Source organism: Nocardia sp. NPDC005745 (genome assembly GCF_040630775.1).
GTDB lineage: Bacteria > Actinomycetota > Actinomycetes > Mycobacteriales > Mycobacteriaceae > Nocardia.
In genome coordinates, this window is the sequence record NZ_JBEXYF010000042.1 from 1 (window position 1) to 17,093 (window position 17,093).

At 67.2% G+C, this 17,093-nt stretch carries 21 protein-coding genes; 2 read left to right on the forward strand and 19 right to left on the reverse strand.

The window, feature by feature from the left end; translation table 11 throughout:
- Positions 1-203: 203 nt before the first annotated feature.
- From ABZ420_RS31245 to ABZ420_RS31260, 4 genes are all read right to left on the reverse strand, one after another.
- On the reverse strand, positions 204-593 hold the full coding sequence (locus tag ABZ420_RS31245) for a hypothetical protein (protein WP_357130327.1): 390 nt from the start codon (positions 591-593) through the stop codon (positions 204-206).
- Positions 590-805, reverse strand: coding sequence for a hypothetical protein (locus tag ABZ420_RS31250; protein WP_357130330.1), 216 nt, complete (start codon positions 803-805; stop codon positions 590-592). Before ABZ420_RS31250 ends, ABZ420_RS31245 begins: the two co-directional genes overlap by 4 nt.
- Complete coding sequence (locus tag ABZ420_RS31255) at positions 780-1,040, reverse strand: hypothetical protein (RefSeq protein ID WP_357130333.1); 261 nt, start codon at positions 1,038-1,040, stop codon at positions 780-782. The genes ABZ420_RS31250 and ABZ420_RS31255 overlap by 26 nt, the downstream gene beginning before the upstream one ends.
- A 137-nt stretch (positions 1,041-1,177) precedes the next feature.
- Complete coding sequence (locus ABZ420_RS31260) at positions 1,178-2,020, reverse strand: N-acetylmuramoyl-L-alanine amidase (protein WP_357130336.1); 843 nt, start codon at positions 2,018-2,020, stop codon at positions 1,178-1,180.
- Positions 2,021-2,213: 193 nt separating this feature from the next.
- Between ABZ420_RS31260 and ABZ420_RS31265 the strand changes: the two genes are divergently transcribed.
- Complete coding sequence (locus ABZ420_RS31265) at positions 2,214-2,654, forward strand: hypothetical protein (RefSeq protein ID WP_357130339.1); 441 nt, start codon at positions 2,214-2,216, stop codon at positions 2,652-2,654.
- 1 nt (position 2,655) lies between these two features.
- Here ABZ420_RS31265 and ABZ420_RS31270 read toward each other — a convergent pair whose 3' ends face one another.
- The 3 genes from ABZ420_RS31270 to ABZ420_RS31280 form a co-directional block, all read right to left on the reverse strand.
- Positions 2,656-2,853, reverse strand: coding sequence for a hypothetical protein (locus tag ABZ420_RS31270; protein ID WP_357130342.1), 198 nt, complete (start codon positions 2,851-2,853; stop codon positions 2,656-2,658).
- A gap of 104 nt (positions 2,854-2,957) precedes the next feature.
- A complete protein-coding gene (locus tag ABZ420_RS31275; protein ID WP_357130345.1) occupies positions 2,958-3,614 on the reverse strand; it encodes a hypothetical protein in 657 nt (218 codons plus the stop codon).
- A gap of 139 nt (positions 3,615-3,753) precedes the next feature.
- On the reverse strand, positions 3,754-4,047 hold the full coding sequence (locus ABZ420_RS31280; RefSeq protein ID WP_357130348.1) for a hypothetical protein: 294 nt from the start codon (positions 4,045-4,047) through the stop codon (positions 3,754-3,756).
- 173 nt (positions 4,048-4,220) lie between these two features.
- Between ABZ420_RS31280 and ABZ420_RS31285 the strand changes: the two genes are divergently transcribed.
- Positions 4,221-4,547 (forward strand): hypothetical protein, encoded by a 327-nt coding sequence (locus ABZ420_RS31285; protein ID WP_357130351.1) that lies wholly within the window; start codon positions 4,221-4,223, stop codon positions 4,545-4,547.
- Here ABZ420_RS31285 and ABZ420_RS31290 read toward each other — a convergent pair.
- From ABZ420_RS31290 to ABZ420_RS31345, 12 genes are read right to left on the reverse strand one after another with little or no spacing between them, the layout of a single operon-like run.
- Positions 4,525-5,142, reverse strand: coding sequence for a hypothetical protein (locus ABZ420_RS31290; RefSeq protein WP_357130354.1), 618 nt, complete (start codon positions 5,140-5,142; stop codon positions 4,525-4,527). The two genes, ABZ420_RS31285 and ABZ420_RS31290, sit on opposite strands and share 23 nt — an antisense overlap.
- On the reverse strand, positions 5,139-5,726 hold the full coding sequence (locus ABZ420_RS31295; protein ID WP_357130357.1) for a hypothetical protein: 588 nt from the start codon (positions 5,724-5,726) through the stop codon (positions 5,139-5,141). The genes ABZ420_RS31290 and ABZ420_RS31295 overlap by 4 nt, the downstream gene beginning before the upstream one ends.
- Positions 5,723-6,337 (reverse strand): hypothetical protein, encoded by a 615-nt coding sequence (locus ABZ420_RS31300; protein WP_357130360.1) that lies wholly within the window; start codon positions 6,335-6,337, stop codon positions 5,723-5,725. The genes ABZ420_RS31295 and ABZ420_RS31300 overlap by 4 nt, the downstream gene beginning before the upstream one ends.
- Complete coding sequence (locus ABZ420_RS31305) at positions 6,337-7,005, reverse strand: hypothetical protein (protein ID WP_357130363.1); 669 nt, start codon at positions 7,003-7,005, stop codon at positions 6,337-6,339. Before ABZ420_RS31305 ends, ABZ420_RS31300 begins: the two co-directional genes overlap by 1 nt.
- A complete protein-coding gene (locus tag ABZ420_RS31310; RefSeq protein ID WP_357130364.1) occupies positions 7,002-8,018 on the reverse strand; it encodes a hypothetical protein in 1,017 nt (338 codons plus the stop codon). The genes ABZ420_RS31305 and ABZ420_RS31310 overlap by 4 nt, the downstream gene beginning before the upstream one ends.
- Positions 8,015-9,265 (reverse strand): sugar transferase, encoded by a 1,251-nt coding sequence (locus ABZ420_RS31315; RefSeq protein ID WP_357130366.1) that lies wholly within the window; start codon positions 9,263-9,265, stop codon positions 8,015-8,017. Before ABZ420_RS31315 ends, ABZ420_RS31310 begins: the two co-directional genes overlap by 4 nt.
- Positions 9,265-9,417 (reverse strand): hypothetical protein, encoded by a 153-nt coding sequence (locus tag ABZ420_RS31320; protein ID WP_357130369.1) that lies wholly within the window; start codon positions 9,415-9,417, stop codon positions 9,265-9,267. Before ABZ420_RS31320 ends, ABZ420_RS31315 begins: the two co-directional genes overlap by 1 nt.
- An 8-nt stretch (positions 9,418-9,425) precedes the next feature.
- Entirely contained in the window at positions 9,426-15,203 is a 5,778-nt protein-coding gene (locus ABZ420_RS31325) for a hypothetical protein (RefSeq protein ID WP_357130372.1), read from the reverse strand.
- Positions 15,204-15,239: 36 nt separating this feature from the next.
- The gene (locus tag ABZ420_RS31330; RefSeq protein ID WP_357130375.1) at positions 15,240-15,650 is read right to left on the reverse strand and encodes a hypothetical protein; all 411 of its coding nucleotides are present in this window, start codon (positions 15,648-15,650) and stop codon (positions 15,240-15,242) included.
- 3 nt (positions 15,651-15,653) lie between these two features.
- Complete coding sequence (locus tag ABZ420_RS31335; RefSeq protein ID WP_357130378.1) at positions 15,654-15,839, reverse strand: hypothetical protein; 186 nt, start codon at positions 15,837-15,839, stop codon at positions 15,654-15,656.
- Between the two features lie 10 nt (positions 15,840-15,849).
- Positions 15,850-16,377, reverse strand: coding sequence for a hypothetical protein (locus ABZ420_RS31340; protein WP_357130381.1), 528 nt, complete (start codon positions 16,375-16,377; stop codon positions 15,850-15,852).
- A complete protein-coding gene (locus ABZ420_RS31345; RefSeq protein ID WP_357130384.1) occupies positions 16,377-17,075 on the reverse strand; it encodes a hypothetical protein in 699 nt (232 codons plus the stop codon). The genes ABZ420_RS31340 and ABZ420_RS31345 overlap by 1 nt, the downstream gene beginning before the upstream one ends.
- Positions 17,076-17,093: the final 18 nt, after the last annotated feature.

The window sequence follows — 17,093 nt, forward strand, 5'->3', positions numbered from 1 at the left end:
TGCAATGTGGAGAATGTCTCAGTCGTGTTGCCCGAAGCTACCCGTCGGTAATAGAAAATTATCACCGATTGTCACTCGGTTATAGCTCGCTAACGCTGGTTGAAGGGGTGCTTCCTGTCGGTCTACGCGACCCGAGCGACCCGAGAACCCGCCAGCGACGGCGGACCCGGGACAACGACGGGACAAACCGGGACAACCCACGGTCACTGCCCGCCCGACCTCACCGCGCCCCCACGCTTCCCTTCCCGCTGCAGCTGGACCACGGTCAGCAGGAACCGGATGAAGCTGAACGCGACGATCGCCACCGACACGGCCACGATCCGCTCGTCATGCGGGTACCGGATATCGAGCAGCCGCAACGCACTCACCCCGGAGCCGACCGCGACCGCGCCCGCCAGGGCGAGCAGATTGCTGCCGAGCTTCGTCCGATACCAGGGACTGCCGAAGCCATACACACAGGCCAGCACTCCGGACTTCACAGCAATCGCGATCAGCAGCGCAATCGCGGCGTCGGCCGGTGGTTCGATCACCAGGATCAGCACATCCAGCAGCGCCGCCGCGGCGAGCACGTACCGGCGGATGCGAGCGGTCACCGCGGGTTCTCCCTTTGTATCGAGATGAGCAGCGTCTCCACGATGTGGTTGCGCTCCAAGCCCTTGTCCAATCCCTTCGCCAGGCGGCGTACCTCCGGCCAACGCTGCTCGGTCCGGCGCAGGTCGGCCTCGGCCCGCGCGGCCGCCTCCTCGGCCGCGCGGCGCGCCTCCTGGTCGGACTTGCGGTCAATCCCGAGTAGTCGGCGCCACATGATTTCCCGATTCCTGACGAGGGTCGGCGGGACTCAGCACGCGGTCCCAGATTTCCGCCTGTCGCACCAGCAGCGTCGAGTTCTGCTGAATCTGCATCGCGGTGTCCCGCTCGCGAGCCTCATCGCGGCGCTGGAACGCGGCGATCTGCGCGCGCAGATCGTCCACAATCGCTTGATGCAACGACAGCGGCACGAGCCTGCCGGTGATCACCAGCATTCCGATGCCGACGATCACGCCGACGATGCCGATGGACTCCCACGGGAGAGTGGGTAAATCCATGACCGGCTACGTCGCGAACACGGACATGATGGTGACCAGCGCACCCAGCAGCTTCACCCAGTCGCCACCGTCCAGCTTGTCCAGCATCGCGCTCATCGCTGCTCGTCCTTTCGCGGGTCACGGAAACCGGGAATGTTCAATGCGGCGCCGATCACCCCGAGCGCTTCGCCTGGGGTGAGGTCGGCGAGGTAGTCGAACCCGGTCGGCTGGAGCGGGCCGCGCTGGTCCTTGCTGCCGGTACCAGCAGCCAAGTCGATCCCGTCGGCGGTGTGCTTGTCGATCCACGTCAGCAGCTCGCCGACTGTGGCGTCCGTGCTGCCGTCCGGCTGCTGCGGTCGCGCCGACAGAATGGCTTTGACCACCTCATCGGCGATCTCTTTCGCACTGGGCATGTCTTCCTCCTCGTGGATAGTGCCGGTGAACTCTGCGACGTCGCGGGCGAACACGTCCCAGGGGAAATTCGGTCCCACATCGGTGTGCGTGCCGATGCCGAGGCACTCGGTGACGTAGCGGTGATCGCTGATGCCCTGCCGCCGCCGGTACGGGGGCGCGATGACATAGGTGTCGAACCCGTATTTGCGCGCGTCCTGCACCGCGAGCCAGGCCGCGATCCGGATGTCGTCACGGATGCTCAGCCAGTCCTCGCGGGTCCACGAGACCCGGCTGCCCGCGAAACAGAGGTTGATCGTGAACGGGTTCGCGTCCAACACCGACCAGCTCGCCAGGTCGGTGTCCACCACATCGACCACCACGCGGTCGCGCACGGTGTAGTGGTAGCTCACCCCATTCGCCGGATTGTTGAGATAGTTGGCCAGGCTCTCGGCCGTCCCGTTGCCTTCCTGAGTGTGCAGCAGGAAGTTCTCGACGCGCGCCCCATGCCTGCTGGAGGCGGAGTCGCCCATTCGGTCCAATTCGACGTAATCCGGCTTCGTCATGGCGCGCACGGTAGGCGGGCGGGGTGCAGCCGCCGCCGAAACTCCACGCATGAACGGGTGTAAACCTGTCGGCACCGACGGAACTTGTTGCAGTAATCACAGGGCATGACTACTGCGCTGGCCGTGGGCGAAAAGGTACACACATATGCCGGTACCGTTACCCCGGCGACGACGAAGAAGGAGGCGATCACCTGTGGCCATTCACTACCTGGGGCTCGGCGAGGTCGCCGCGCGCCTCGGCATCAGCCGCAACACGTTGAACACCTACGGGCGCAAGGGCCAACTACCGACACCGAACGCGATGATCGGCGACATCCGCGGCTGGCTGCCGGAGACAGCGGATGAGTGGAACCGCCGCCGCCCCGGCAAGCGGCCCACCCGGGAAGGGGAGGAGTGGCACGTGATGCGCCACTCCACGATCCGCTTCCTCAGCAGCGGCGGGTTCGCCGAACGCATCAACGTGGAGCGCGACACCCTCAACCGGTACAAGCTGCCGCTGCCCGATGCGATGATCGGCGACGTGCGCGGCTGGCTGCCGCAAACGGTGGACGACTGGTCAGCCGTCCGCCCCGGGAAGCGGCTGCCCCGCGACCAGGCGGACTGGAACCTCCCGCCCGAGGTCCAGCAGAGCTGACCTATTCCAGACCGCCGACGGCCTTGGCGAACGCCGCGAAGCTGTCGCGTTGGGACTCGACATCGAACCCGGCCGGGTCGGGTCGCTCCTCCGGTTTCCCGGTAGCAGCGACCCGAGCCGACGGCCCGTGATAGGTCCGCCGGTAGTACGCGTCCAACTGCTCCTGCGTCATGTGCTCGGTGATCAATACCTCAGCCACATCGAGGATCGCGTGCACATCCGGCAGTTGCCGCAGCGGATCAGCGATCCCCGCCAGAATGAGCCGCCCACGCAGCAGCCGCCAATTCTTCGTCGCGAACGCCGCTAGGCTCGCGACGGCTTCGTAGGGCGTCCACTGCCCGCCTTCGCGATCAGCTTGAACAACTCCCGGTAGTCGTCCATGGTGAACTCACCGGCCAGCATCGCGTCCATCAGCTCGACTCGTGACCGCATACTGATGTGGGAGTCCACATACCGGTGGTAGATCCGCAGCTGCGTCTCAGCCGGCAACGTGTCCGACGTCGACAAGCTCATCGCCTGCAACGCTTCCGGGCTGGCCTTCTTGATCTGGATCTTCCGGCCCTTGTACTCGATCGTGTCGTGCGGCCACCGCTCGAACGGCCGCCCCGCGTCATCCAGCAGAGCAACACCGTTTTCGTCCCGCTCGTAGTCGCCCTTCGGGATCGGTTTGTCCTCGCCGTCGCGCAGCACATCGCCGTCGCCGTCGAGCTCGTACTCCATCCCGTCGGGGTCGATCACCGCGCCCGCCTTGACCACGTCCACGGGGCCGACCGTAGACGCCATGTCTCCGGCGACGTCCCCGATGGTCGACAGCGGCTGATAGGCCACCGAGGGCCGCTCTGCGCGCCGCTGCCGCACCAGCGCCATCTCCTGCTCCAGCTGATCACGCTCGCGCGCGACCTGCTCGGCCTGCGCCGCCAGATCCTCCGCACCGCTCGGCGGCTCATAGCTCATCGTCACCTTGTCCTCCATCCCGTAGGGGCTGCCCTGGATACAGGCGCGCACCGTAGGACGAGGGGGTGCAGATGGTCGTTCATGCAGCTGCAACGCCGACGGCCTACAGCACTTCGCGGCTGTAGGCCGTCGGCGAATGGGCTGTCTACTCCGGCAGTTTGAAATCCCAGCTGCTGTGCCCGACTCCGGGTGTCGTCCACGTGACGCGGACACCTGCGGTGCCGACGCTGGTCGCACGCTTGATTTTCCGATCGAAGGACTGGCCGGGGTCCTTCGGGGTCGAAACCGCCTGGTCATCGAATTCGCCATCACCGACGGCCTTGAGTTCGACGTTGCCGATGGGGTGCAGTGTGATCATCACTGCTTTGGCATCACTGGCGTTGGTGAAGCGATACACGCCGTCGGACGGGCTTGTGACCGTCCAGGGATCAGGGCTCATCTGGCACTCCTGTCGTCGGTGAAGCGTGATAGTTCACTGGCTGATCGCCGACACCGGCGAATTGTTACTAGCGACAGCGCTTTCGACGCGCCGAGTCATCGAAGTGTCCATCACTAGACACCTGGGCCAAACACCCGTAAAGTGTCTATCACTAGACACTTTACGGAGGAAGCGTGGAACAGCGAATCATCACCGGTCCCGACGACCTGTACGTCCCCGGTACCGTAGACATCAACTGGCTTGTCGAACCTGTCTTCCAGTTCAAGACCGAGGTCGACGCACTCCGGACCCTGGACCTGCTCGGCGAAGACCTCACCACCGCACGCCAGCAGGTGAATCAGGTCATGCGCTACCTGGAAGCAGCGGCCAAGGCAGCGCACTCCGGCACAACAGAGGACGGCCCGGTCAAGCCGCAGGCCATCATCAACGAAACCGGCCTGGCGCGCCAGACCATCTACAACTGGATCGAGCCAGCGGCTACGGAATCACCGGAACACTGAACAGATCCACCCGCACCGGCCCGACCTTCCCGACCCGGTAGGGGGCGGGGTCGCCCCACGCGGTGGCGTACCAGTCGGTGCCCCACGCCGAGGTGAACCACCTGACCTGCACCCGGGCCTTCATCTGCTGCCCGGGTGGCAGAGTCACCACGTCCCCGATCGGCACGCTGTTCGTGGGCTGCCGGTCCTCGAGCAGCACATAGATCCCCACGACCGGCCCGGACGGTGTCGCGTTGCCGGTTCCCAAATCCGGGTAGCCCCGCACCCGTGATTCCTCGGTGAGCGTCGGGTCGGCCGGGGCCGCACCGAACGACGTGCCCCACTGGTACTGGATCGTCATGTGCTTCAAGCTGTCGAGCACGTACCGGACCGGGCCCGCGGTCATCACCGCATACACCTGCTGCGTGATCGTGGTGTCGTTCGTCCACTGCGCCTGCACCGTGAACAGCGTGGTGCCCGCAGCGTTGTTCGCCGGGGTGAACGTCGCGCCGCCGGCGGTGGCGGTGGCGCGGTGTGCCCACTGCCACTGTCGTTTCGGGGACAGGATGCCGCTGGGGGCCTGGAAGTAGTTGCTGTCGATGCAGGGTGTGGTCATGGTGTGGCCTCCGGTACCGCGAGCAGCCGCAGCCGCACCCAGAACACCCGCACGACTTGCAGGCCTTGGTTGGGTGCACGCCAGGAGCCGGGTGTGGTGTACAGCGCGCTGTAGCGGATGTGGACGGTGTCGCCGTCGGCGACGGTGCCGAGTTCGTCGGTGCGCACGCTGTCGTCCCAGCCGCGGAACATGCGGGAGTAGCCGACTTCGTTGCTCGCGTTCGGGGTGGTTTGTAGGCGGGCGCCGATTCCGTTCTCCGTGGCATACGGTTCGGGTGCGTTGGGGGAGACACCGATGTCCCAGGAGATCGCGTCGTCCACGGCGTAGGTGTTGGGGTTGGCGGCGACGATGGTTCTGGGTGCGCGGTGGGTACCGAGCCAGGCGTGTTGCGCCGCGCCGGTCTCGTTGGTCCACGACATTTCGGCTTGGATGAACGGCACCGGGTCGGGGGCGCGCTGCACATCCCCGTCGCGGGTGGACGAGACGAACCGTTCGGCGACGATGCGGGGCAGCCAGCCGTCGCCGAACCCGGTCCCGTTCGGGCCGGACAGGATCCACTCGGTGCCGCAGATGGCGATGCTCACCGGACCTCCTCGTCGGCAGTGGGGAACGCCCACAACCGCAGCTTCACCCCACGCGAATACGCCTCATGCAGCGGGCTGTTCGCGCTGGCGTTGTTGCTCCAAGGCGGTGGGGTCCACACGTAGCAGCGGTAGTGGATGTTCAGCGTCGACCCGGCCGGGAGTTCGTACCACTCCTCGGTGGAGGTGGCCGGGTAGTCCTGGTGGATGCGCCCGTAGTACGGCTGGGAGACGTTGTCGGTGCCGACGTCCACCCCCAGCGTGCACAAGCTGTTGACCAGGTTGTAGGTGTCGGGAACCCGCGCCGCCTCATCGATCCCGTAGTTCCAGGAGTCCCAAATCTGGATGGCGTTCGGGTTGGAGCAGATGATCGTGCGGTAGGGGCGGATCACCTGTAGCCGCATCTGCGACGGCAGCGGGCTATCGGAGATCCACGCGATCTGGGCGTTGACCATCAGGCGGCCGGGTTGGGTGGTGAGCCCGGCGCCGGTGATCGCGCCGTCCCCGGTGGAGGTGGCCGACACCTGCCCAACCATCCGAGGTGCCGACCATTTCGCGATCCCCAACTTCCCCGCGACGATCGACATGTTGCGGGACGTGCACACCTGCGGCATCACGACCTCCGTTCGATGAGTGCCAGCGACAGCTCCGTCGGCACCGGCGTCCCGTACAACGTGGCCGCGCCGATGTTGCGGACCACGCCCGCGTGGGCGAATAGCCCGACGGACTGCCCGGCGGTGAGCTGCAATATCCCCGTGGCGGTGGACGACATCCACGCCCCGCCCGAGGAGTCCACGACACGACCAGCCACCCGGGTCTTGCCGTCGACCATGATGGTCGCGGTGAGGAACGCCGACCCGGTGTCGAACTGCACTGTGCCGGTGCCTACGTAGACGCCGGAAACCGGGACCACGACGGTGTCCATCAGGTTGCGGCCGCCGGTCCAGTCCCCACCCACCTCCAGGCGAATGCCGTCGAAACGGACGTTCGCGCCGTTAGCGGGGATGGATTGCAGCGCGGACCGCAGCACGCTTACGGACGGCGCGAGGTTGTCAGTAATCGAGTCCGGATCGTTCTCCCCACCCTCGGGTTTCCGTGCGATGATCACGCTGCCACCGCCCACGTGGGAGCCAATCAGGTGACCTTCCGAGGATTCCGACAGCACCCACGACCCGATCCGCTGCGACTTCGGGTTCTCCAGACTCTTCAGGCGGTTGTCGGTGTCACGCGCCCACTCGGCGTCCGTGGTGGGTGGACGTACGGGTTCGGCTGTGCCGCTCATCCGCTGATCACCTGCCCGCCTGCCTTCTCCAGTTCGCTGACCCACTCCGGCGTCGACAGCGTGACCGCTACGTCGATCGATTGCGGGGAGCCGGACACCTGCACCTGGTCCACGCGCAGCACGCTACGCAGACCGAGTGCAGACACACTGAGATGCACGCCCGGCACCAGCATGTCCAACTCCACCGGAGCATCCGGCGTCAGCGTCGCCGCGGGCGGCACCACCAGTTCGTCACGGATCCGCGCCGACCGCCGCACATAGTCGGCGGCCGCCCGTTGGATGTTGTTCACCCCGAACAGATCATCGAGCGAGACGATGGACTGCATCCGCAATCCACCGAGCTCGCGGCGTTCGGTCCACGCGGCGTTCTTGCCCTGCACCCGGACATCGTTGGCGGTGCGGGCACCGGAGCGGCGGATGTGCGCGCCGCTGGTCAGATGGCAGTCCTCCAACTCCGCGGCCACCGTTGTCGGCTGCAACCCGAGCACCGGCCGCCCCCGCACCACCGTCCACCTGAGTCCGAGTTTCGACAATTCGGCGATGTCCTGGGACACCAGCCGCTGATCCGCTGTCGCGGTCACGTTGTACCGCTCTTGCTCGGCCAGCTGCGGCAGGACGATCGGCTCAGCCTGTATGCCGTGGACGTCGAGCATGTCTCGCCAGAGGTCGGCGGCGATCGGCGCCACGTCGAGTTGATTCCATTGGCGGGTGGTGGGTGTGCGTGTCCAACCCAGCAGGCGGGCGTGGTCCCGTGCCTCGATCGACATGCCGGTGCGGTCCCGTAGTGAGTCCTCGATCAACCCCACCCACTGGAGCGACTGCCCGTGCCAGCACGAGATCCAATGCACCAGCGGCACGATCTCGCTCGCCAGGTCCTGCAATGGCGCTTTCAGGCTGAGCCGCGACATCTGGTTCAGCTCCCGCGACCACGCGAACTCTCCCGGGCACTCGATCACGCCGAGCGCGATCCCGTCATGGGAGTGCACCCCGAACGCCGCCTGCTCGAGTTTCATGCTTGCCTCCCCCGAACCTGCACCTGCACGGTGAAGTCCGCGCCAGGTGCGGACTGCGCCACCAGCTCCCAGCACTCCGAGGAGTCCAGGATCGGTGGGGTCCACGGTGCACCCGACGGGGTGTGCACGATCCCCACCTGCCGAACCTGCACACCACCCACCAACCCGTAGGCGCGGCCGGCCACCGCGTCGGCGACGAGCGTCCCCCCGGCGGGCAGGCCCGCGAGAGACAGGTACCCGGTGCGGTCACATAGCGCGGTCTCACCGCACGGCCGGAACCAGAAATTGACACTCACGTCTTCGGCGCCAGCGGTGATGGTGAGGGTGACCGCCTGATCCCGGCACAGCACCCCCGCCGCCGACGGGATCACCGCGACACGAGTCTCCACCGAGCACACCGGGATACATCCCGCGCACACCGGCGGCTGCACGGGTGCCACGTCCACGATGTTCGGGACACAGGACGCGGAGGCGAGCACCGGGATATCGGTGCAGCTCGCGGGGTTCTCGCAGTCGGGTGGGTGCGCCCATTCGATGCCCTCCACCACCGTCGAATCCCACACCACCGTCTCGGCGGTGACCGGCCCATACAGGTACGGGTCGCCGATGCCCATCTCCCAATCGACCACGTACACCGCGGCCTGCCGGTTGCGGCCGCCGCGCGTCCCGAACTGGTTGGAGATCTGCGCTTCGCGCGTGAGCACCACCCGGTTCGCGACCCGCCGCAGCAGCGCCGGATCAGCCGCCGAGTCTTCCGGGTGGGCGGCCAGGAACTCCAGCGTCGTGCCCGTCAGCGCCGTCGCGGGCCGCAATCGGCACGACAACCACTCCAGGCCGTACTCCACGCCCGCGTTGGTGCAGGCCACGAGAATCGCCTCGACGGTGACGGCGCGGAACTTGTCGCGGTGCGGGCCCGCAACACCGCCCGCGCAGATCGCGTCGTTCATGGTTCGGTCGACCGGGACCGGGCCGAGCCCGTCTACCTTCGTCACCCAGTACCCGAAGAACTCCGCAGACTGCGGAATCGTCGGGTCGTACCAGGGTGCATCGGTCAGCACGTACGGGTCGTCGCCGAGGAACTCACGCAGGCCCGGCCATGTGTCGTCACCCACCACGTAGTCGACAGCGCACCGGCATTGAAGCTCGGCTTCCTCCCACGACTGCGGTGGGTCCGGGTCGGTGTGGGCGATCAGCCGGGAGGTGTTCGTCAGCTCTTGCCCGCCAAGAGTGAGCCAGCCGCGGTACATCAGCCCTCCACTACGACGGCCGCGACGGGCGCCGTCTGCCCGAGCACCCCGCCCCACACCACCGGCGCGTCATCGGTTTCGCCGATGCCGTCGGGGTCGGAGGTCGATCGCGCCGTGAGGTCGGCGATCTGGCGGGTTACGTCCATGTCCACGTGTGCTCCTACAGCAGGGTCAACAATCGGTTCTGGATGTCCTGGCCCGCCCCAGGACCGCTGTACACAGTGATCGGGGCGTGGACACTGCGGTTGCCGCGCTGGCCCTCCAGAGCGGCAACCAGCCGGTCGAACGACTCCGTCTGCCGCGGGGACAGCACCCGCTCCGGTGCGATCGTGTTCTTCGGCAGGAACCCGATACCCGATGCGACACCACCGGAGTCGAACGAGTCGATAGCCGCGCCGGCTCCGACCGCCAGCACCGAGGTGAACACCGCGGCCGCACCGGCCAGGGCAGCGCCGACGACGGCGCCGATGGCCGCGCCGATCAGGGTGCCGATTCCGGGGATGATCGACCCGATCGCGGCACCGATGGCGGTCACGGCGAGTTGGATCATCGCGCCGAGGATGGCGGTGAGGATCGGCAACAGCACGCTGAGCACCAGGTACCGCAGGACCGCTTTCATGAGTTCCCGGTTGAGTCGGGCCATCTCGGAGATCACCAGCTCGCGGCTGGATTCGTTGCGCTGCATCAACTCCGCGGTGTCGGCAACGATCCGCCCACTGCTGTCGAACGCGTTCGACAGGTCGCCGCGCATCTCCCGGACTTCGGCGAGGGTGTCCACCAGGTTGTCGCGGATCTCGATCTCCACCCCAGTGAGCCGGACGATGAGGTCCACCAGGGGGCCGCCGGAGATGTCGCGGCCCAGGGTGCCTTTGGAGTTCTGCACCCGCGACGGCCGCTGCTCGAGGGCCGCGCGGGCGATGTCCTGCGCGACCTGGTTGAACGCCTGCGTCGCAGTGTTGGCGACCTGCACGACAGCATCCGAGATCGCCTGCACGGCGTCGAACGCTGAGCCGGGCGCGCCGAACGGTGGGGGTGCGGCACCGTCGCCCAGGTCGGCGGGGATGTTCTCCACGGCCTGTGTGGTGCGGTCGGTGCCGTCGGTCACCTGCTCGAACCCAGCCCCCAGCCAGCCCTTTACCACGCCGAGCGCGGCGTCCATCGCGGACTGCACGATCGGCACCAACGCGCCGTTGGTGAGCCGTCCAGCGATGTCGGTTAGCGACGCTTTGAGCTGCTCGGTCTGCTCCAGAATGACCCGCTCACGGTCGGATTCGGTGCGCTGCATCAACTCCGCGGTCTCCGCGCGAACCCGGCCCTGCTCGTCCACCACCCCCCGTTCGGCGAGCATCCGCGCGGTGTCCGGCTGCTCCCGCTGCACCCGCTCCGCTGGAGGCGGCACGAGCGCCTGAATGGTGTCGGTGACCGCGCGGCCGATCCCGTCACCGAGGGCATCGATCACGCTGGCGTTGAACGTGGCACCGGCCCCGGCGATCTTCTGCAACGCCAGCACCAGCGCCTCGAACAACTTCGTCTGCTCCGGGGACAGCACCCGCTCCGGTTGGATGGTGTTCTTCGGCATGAACCCCACACCCGAGGCGATGCCGCCGGTGTCGAACGGGGTGAGCGCATCGAACGCGCGCCCGGCCAGCTCTTGGGCTTTCGACCACACCCCCGGCAGCACGTCCCCGAGCCCACCGACCAGGCCACCGAGGTGCTGAATGGTTTTGTCCTCCAGGGTGGTCAGGTACTCCGGCGGGATCCGCCGCCACTCTGGCGGCGGTGCACCCACCGCGGCCTCGATCTCCCCGCGAATCGGGTCGGTGATCTCGCGGAAGATCCGCGCGATCTGCTTCTCCACGAACCCGCGCTGCTCGTCCGGCGACGGCCCCACCGACCCGCCGGTGCTCGGCTGGAAAAATCCGTTGGCGCCGATCGGCAGCCCGTACAGGCTGGCGAAGGAGTTCACGGGTGTGCCGCGCCCGTAGTGGACATCCCCGAGCGCGCCACCGGATTCGACTCGCGCGGAGGGGATGCCGAGTTCGGGGATGCCGCGCAGCTCGCCCGCGGTGTGGCCGCCACCCGGGCCGCCCGGATCGTCGGTGATGCCGACGAGCATCCCGACACCGTCGGTGAGATTGCGGACCAGGCCCTGCGCACCCACCTGCGGGTAACCGGAGAAGCTGCTGGTGGCCCAGTACCGCCGCCACGGATTCCCGCCCAGGATGGCGGCGAGGATGCTGCCCATGAACCCGGAGCAGTCAAACGAGTCACCCACCCACCGCGGTCCGGCCCACTGGTAGGGCTTGCCGTTCTGCGCCCGCGCGAACTCGTGGCCGCGCAACAGCTGATGCATCCACGGCAGCACCGCGCCGCCCTCGGCGAACCGCAGCAGCGGATCGAATAGACCCTCGGGGTTCACGTTGCCGATGCCCTTGGCGCGCACCGCCGCCCCGTACGCGTCGAGGTTGCCCCGGCCGAGCTCGCTGATGATCCGCCCGTTATCCCACGTGAACGGGACACCCCGGCTGATCATGTCGCGGATCGCGTACAGGATGTTGTGCCCGCCCGCCTTCAAAACCTCCATGGCGGTGACGACGTGTTCGTTGTTCGACAGCCACGCCGGGATGGAGTCGGATGTGCCGGTGCCCGCACCGAACACCGCACCACCGGTACGGAATCCGAGCGTCACCGGCTCCATCGGCTTGATACCGGGCAGGAAGCTGGCCGCGGTGTTCCAGGCCTTCAGCAAGCCCTCATTCCAGACCTGATTGACCACGAACCGCACCGGCACGGCGGCGGCTTCGCGCAGCTTCCCCCACTTCTGCGCGATGCCGTCGACGCCGGACTCGAACCAGCCCTGGACCTTGTCCAGGGCTTTGCCGATGAGCGGGAACACGGTGTCGGTCAGCCAGGTGACGACGTCGCCCATGGCGGTCAGCTGGTCCTGCCAGTACTGGCTCGCGCCCTGGATCGCGGTGATCAGCACCGGCAGGGTCTGCTCGACCAGCCAGGTGAAGGCATCGATCACCTTGACGATGACCGGTGTCAGGTCCACCAGGACCTGGACCAGCGGCGGCAGCACTTCGGCCGCGAACCGGGCGATTTCCGGGAGCAGAGGGGCGACGGCGATCAACAAATCCCCGAAAGACTGCACCAAATCCGGCAGCATAGGCGCAATCTGAACAAGCGCATCCGCCAGCGCTTTACCAATTATTGTCGCCGTCTCCGCTAAAATCGGAATAAGCTCCCGAATTACCGGCTGCATTTCCTCCGCGAAAATAGCGACCAGTGGGCCGAGTGCATTAAAGATATCGGTAATCGCCGGGGCGAGAGCGATAAGGATTTGCGCCAAATTATCGGCGATCAGTGGGATAATTGGTGTTACCGCGTTGACCAGTGCAACGAAAGCGTCGGCCAGCGGCGGAAGGGCTGGGGCGAGTGCCTGAACTGCGCTGATCAGCGCACCGCCTACGGCCACCGTGATCTCCGCGAGCGGTTCGATCAGGGGTCGCAGCGCATCGAAAACAGATTTCAGAAGCAGCGCGATAATTGGAAGAACAGGCTGTAGGCCCTCCGTCAGGTCGCGAATAAACAGCGACAGGGAGGGTATAATCGCGGTCAGCGATTCCGCGAAAATCGCGCCCAGATCACCGAGCGCAGGGGCGATAGCGACCAGCGCCTGACCGATGGACTCAAACAAAGGCCCAAGCGCGGGAAGCACCCGCGCGCCGAGTTCGGAGAAAGACCGAATCAGATCCCCGAGCAACGGACCCAAACCACGGATGGCGGTGGCCATCCCCTCCATCACCTGACCGAGCAGCCCGGACTCGGAGATCTGGGACAGCGCCGCGCCGATCTCGGTACCGATTGACCCGAACGCCCGCCCGATACTTTCGGCGAACGGTGCCGCGGCCTGCGTCATCTGCGACAGCCCGGCCAGGAACCCGGTGGATTCCTCCCGCAGCCCGTGCATGAAGCCCTGAGCGCCAGCGAACGCCGCTTTCAGACCGGCCAATCCCTCACCGGACTGGAGGAATCCGGCGAACCCCTTCGCGCCTGCGTTGAATTCGCCAGCGACCGACCGCATCCCCTCGCCGAGCGTCGGAAGCACGTTGTGTGCGAGGTCGGTCAGCGTGCCGCCTAGGCCCTCGAACGCGGTCTGCTGAACCGACTTCCGGACGTCCTCCCATGCGGGTTTCGCGGCCTGCGCCGCGAGTACGAACTCCCGCGCACTCGGCGCGAGCTTCGCCATCGCCTCCTGGAACTTCTTGGCGCTGGGGCTGCCCTCGGTCTGGGCCTTGGTCAGCGCCTCTTGTGCCTTGGTGACCTGCTCGTTGGCGCGCTGCACCTGCCGCGCGGAATCAGCCACCCGGGCGTCGGCGGCGGCTTGTTTCGCCTTGGCCGCGACGACGGCGTCGGAGTTCTCGATGCCCTTGGCCTGGGCGTCGTTGAACTGTTCCTGTGTCCGCTGCCCCTCGGTGATCGACTTGTCGTAGTTGAGCTGTGCCCGCTGAAGCCGCGTCACCGCCCGCTGGTACTTGTCCGGGTCACCCGAGCGGGCCGCCTCCCCGACGGCCTTCTGTGCCTCCCGCAGGTCGAGCAGCGCCTCTTTCTGGTCGATGACCGCGCCGCGCTGCTTGAACGTGAGGTCTTCGAGGTTGTCGGCGGCAGTCTCGTAGGACCGCGCCAACTCCTGGTTGGCTTCCTCTTGGTCCTTGACCGATTCCGTGTACGAATCGGCGGCGCTACGTGCCGAGTCCTGCGCGGACTTCAGGGCGTCCATCGCCGAGGACACCCGCTCGGCCTGATCGGATGCCTCCGACCCGGCGTTGTCCGACATGTCCGACAGCGACTTGAACGCGTCCTTGATGCCCTGCATCGCCACGACGGCGGTGGCGATCCCCGCCCCGGCGGCGGGACCGAGAGCGCCCAAGCCGACGACGAGGCCACCGACGGCGCCCGCCGCGGCACCGGCCGCGCCGCCGATCGCCGCGATGGCCGCGGTGATCCCAGCGATCGCGCCGACCCCGACGCCGAGACCGCCGAGCGAAGCCCGTAGCCGCTCCGTACGGGCGGTGGCGTCATCGGCGTTGGTGTTGACCCGGATGGTCGCGGTGTGCGAACGCACCTCCCGCATCAGCTCAGCCACCCGCCGCAGCTGCGCCTCATCCACCCGCAGATCGATCCGGATACGGACATCGCGGTCGGACAGCCCCCGCAGGGAACGCAACGCTGGGGCGATGGCTTGAAGCCGTTGTAGCTCGGCGGCGTTCATGTCCAGCCGCACCCTGATCCGGATGTCCCGATCGGTCAGGGTGCGGAGGGAGCGCAGCGCCGGTGTGATCGCCTTGAGCCGCTCCGCCTCGGCCTGCGGCACGTCGATGCCGATCCTGATCCGGACGTCCCTGTCGGCGACCTGCCTGACGGCCGTGACCGCCGCGAGCTGGGCGGCGTCCACGTCGATGGCGAGCTTGAAATTCACCGTCTTGTCGGTGAAGCCCTGCACCGCAGTAACTGCCGCCAGCAAGGCGGCGTCGGTGTCGATGTCGAGCTTGACGTGGATGTTCTTGTCACCCAGGGCGTCGATGCCCTGTAGAGCGGCGAGCTGGGCGGCGTCGATGTCGAAATTCGCGCCGACCTGAATGTTGCGGCCAGCGCCAGCGATCGCCGTGTCGATCTCGGAGATCAGGCCAGCGGAGTGGAATTCGCCCCCGATGGTGATCCGCGGATCGTGGATGCGTTCGATGTCGCGCAGCTCGCGGTCGATCTCGCGCCACAGGTCGTCGCCGTCGAAGTTGCCGTACACCGGGATGTCGAGCGGGTTGGCGTCCAGCTCGCGCTGTACATCCCGGATCGCTTCGAGCACGACGCGGCGCAGCTCGGCGTCTAACCCGTCGCCGTCGGCGGTGATCGGAATGCTGATGCCCGGCTGCGTCACGCGGGCAAGGTGGCAAAGTGGGGTGCAAACCCCAGGTCACAGCAGGTTGCTGCGCCTCATCTCCTCGTTCACCGCGTCCCGCAGGAACGGGTTCCCGGCGTAGCCCGGGTGCCATACGCGCCGTGCGAACACGACCCGGCCACCGACCTCGAACCGAAGCGCCTTCGCGTTCAACGGCCGGATCTCGTGCGGTCGGGTACCGTCGTGCACCCACGCGGCGTGGCGAGCGCGCGCGAACACCACCAGCTGTGCCCGGCTGGGTTCGGTGGTCACGTTGTGCCCCATGGAGTCCCGCAGTTCACCCGACCGGACATTCACGCGCTGTTTGGCGTTGAACACAATCCGGCGGCCCAGGCCGTCAAGCTCACCAGCCGCATGCGCGACAGCCTGTGCCTGTGCACCGGGGACCGGCCGGAACACGAGTCGCGGCCGCAACGTCCGCGCCACCAGCTACTCCTCGCTGGCGCGGCGGCGGGCCCGCGGTCGCTTCTCCGGCTGAGCTGCCGGAACGACCTCGACCACCGTGATGAGACCGGAGTTCCTCAGGCCTTGCAGATGCGGGGTCCACTCCACGGTGTGCCGCTCGCCCTGCGCGCACACGTCCGAGTTGACGACACCTTCGATTGTCACGAGCATTTGCTTCTCCTCACAGTTGGGCGTGCGCGGTCTGAGTCCAGATCACCGCGAGCCCTTGGGGTCCGGCTGGTTCGCCGGGACCGATCGCCGAATCCGTAATCACCTGCGCGTCGTCGGCGGCGCTCATCGCGCGGCACAGCGCGTTGTCGATCCGCCACGAGTCGTCCCACTGGATCGCCGCCTGCTCCTCCAGCTCCTGCGGAGTCCCATCCAGCGGGTGACAGCGCGCTATCCCGACCTCGATAGTGATGGCCCGTTTCTGCCCGCACGCACCGGCGAGGGCATCGCGGAACACCCCGCCGCTGCGTTGGTCGCCGGTGCGCCAGCGCCGCGCCAACCGCACCCACAGGTACGGGCCGCAGTCCGCGCAGTCGTCCTGATCCCCGGCCAGCCACGGCGGCGGCACCACCGTCTCCCCAGCCAGGATGTGCACCGTCTCCGTTCCGCCACCCAGCGGCGGCCGCGGCGAGTCCAGCGCGAACACCGCCCGCAACTGCTCCACCACCAAACCGATCACCGTGGCCGCCCGATCCGGCATCACGCACCGCCGGGATAGTCAGGAGACGACACGGCCGGGGGCTGAGAGTGCCTGTACGGGTTGACTGCCGCCACCCACAGGTCGACCTCCTCGATGCCCGTCTGCTTCTTCTCGAACAGGGCGGCCGGATCCATCAACCGCATCGAAACGCCCTGCCGCGTCACCGACTCCACCCGCCGCGGCAACCGACACTTCCCGCCGGTGCACGCGTTCCAAAACTCCTTGGCCAGCAAACCCACCATCTGAGCGGCGCCGGCCGGGGGCGGTGCCCCCTCGAGGTATTCGACCGTCCACGTGCCCGGCGACCCGGCCGGCTTCTGAAGATCCTGATCCGGCCAGCGCCCGGACGTCGCATACAGGCGGTCACCCTCGAGCACCCACAGGCTGGGATCTACCACCGCACCGTCGATCTTCACTTCGGTCACCGAGCACACGCCACCGGCCAGATGCACCACTCCCGGTCCGGTCGCCGAGCACGATGGCCCGCACCCGCACAGGACGTTGCGCCACACCCCGCCGTCGAGTTCGGGCCACCACAGCAGGCCGGGAAGCCACACCCTCGTGCCCGCGCGCTCACGCGGGCACGGCCGCACGATCCTGGGGCAGCACCCGAACACGCGGCCGGTGAAGCTCCACAGCACCGACACGGCGGTGTCGATCGCGCCCTGTAGCCGCACCTGATCATCCGGTGCGGTCACCGTCGGGAGACAGGTGCG

Bases quoted from the DNA above. Each gene is read 5' to 3' on its own strand.
- ABZ420_RS31250 (WP_357130330.1), bottom strand. From the start codon at position 805: ATGTGGCGCCGACTACTCGGGATTGACCGCAAGTCCGACCAGGAGGCG.
- ABZ420_RS31260 (WP_357130336.1), bottom strand. From the start codon at position 2,020: ATGACGAAGCCGGATTACGTCGAATTGGACCGAATGGGCGACTCCGCC.
- ABZ420_RS31280 (WP_357130348.1), bottom strand. From the start codon at position 4,047: ATGAGCCCTGATCCCTGGACGGTCACAAGCCCGTCCGACGGCGTGTAT.
- ABZ420_RS31290 (WP_357130354.1), bottom strand. From the start codon at position 5,142: ATGACCACACCCTGCATCGACAGCAACTACTTCCAGGCCCCCAGCGGC.
- ABZ420_RS31300 (WP_357130360.1), bottom strand. From the start codon at position 6,337: ATGCCGCAGGTGTGCACGTCCCGCAACATGTCGATCGTCGCGGGGAAG.
- ABZ420_RS31305 (WP_357130363.1), bottom strand. From the start codon at position 7,005: ATGAGCGGCACAGCCGAACCCGTACGTCCACCCACCACGGACGCCGAG.
- ABZ420_RS31310 (WP_357130364.1), bottom strand. From the start codon at position 8,018: ATGAAACTCGAGCAGGCGGCGTTCGGGGTGCACTCCCATGACGGGATC.
- ABZ420_RS31315 (WP_357130366.1), bottom strand. From the start codon at position 9,265: ATGTACCGCGGCTGGCTCACTCTTGGCGGGCAAGAGCTGACGAACACC.
- ABZ420_RS31335 (WP_357130378.1), bottom strand. From the start codon at position 15,839: ATGCTCGTGACAATCGAAGGTGTCGTCAACTCGGACGTGTGCGCGCAG.
- ABZ420_RS31340 (WP_357130381.1), bottom strand. From the start codon at position 16,377: ATGCCGGATCGGGCGGCCACGGTGATCGGTTTGGTGGTGGAGCAGTTG.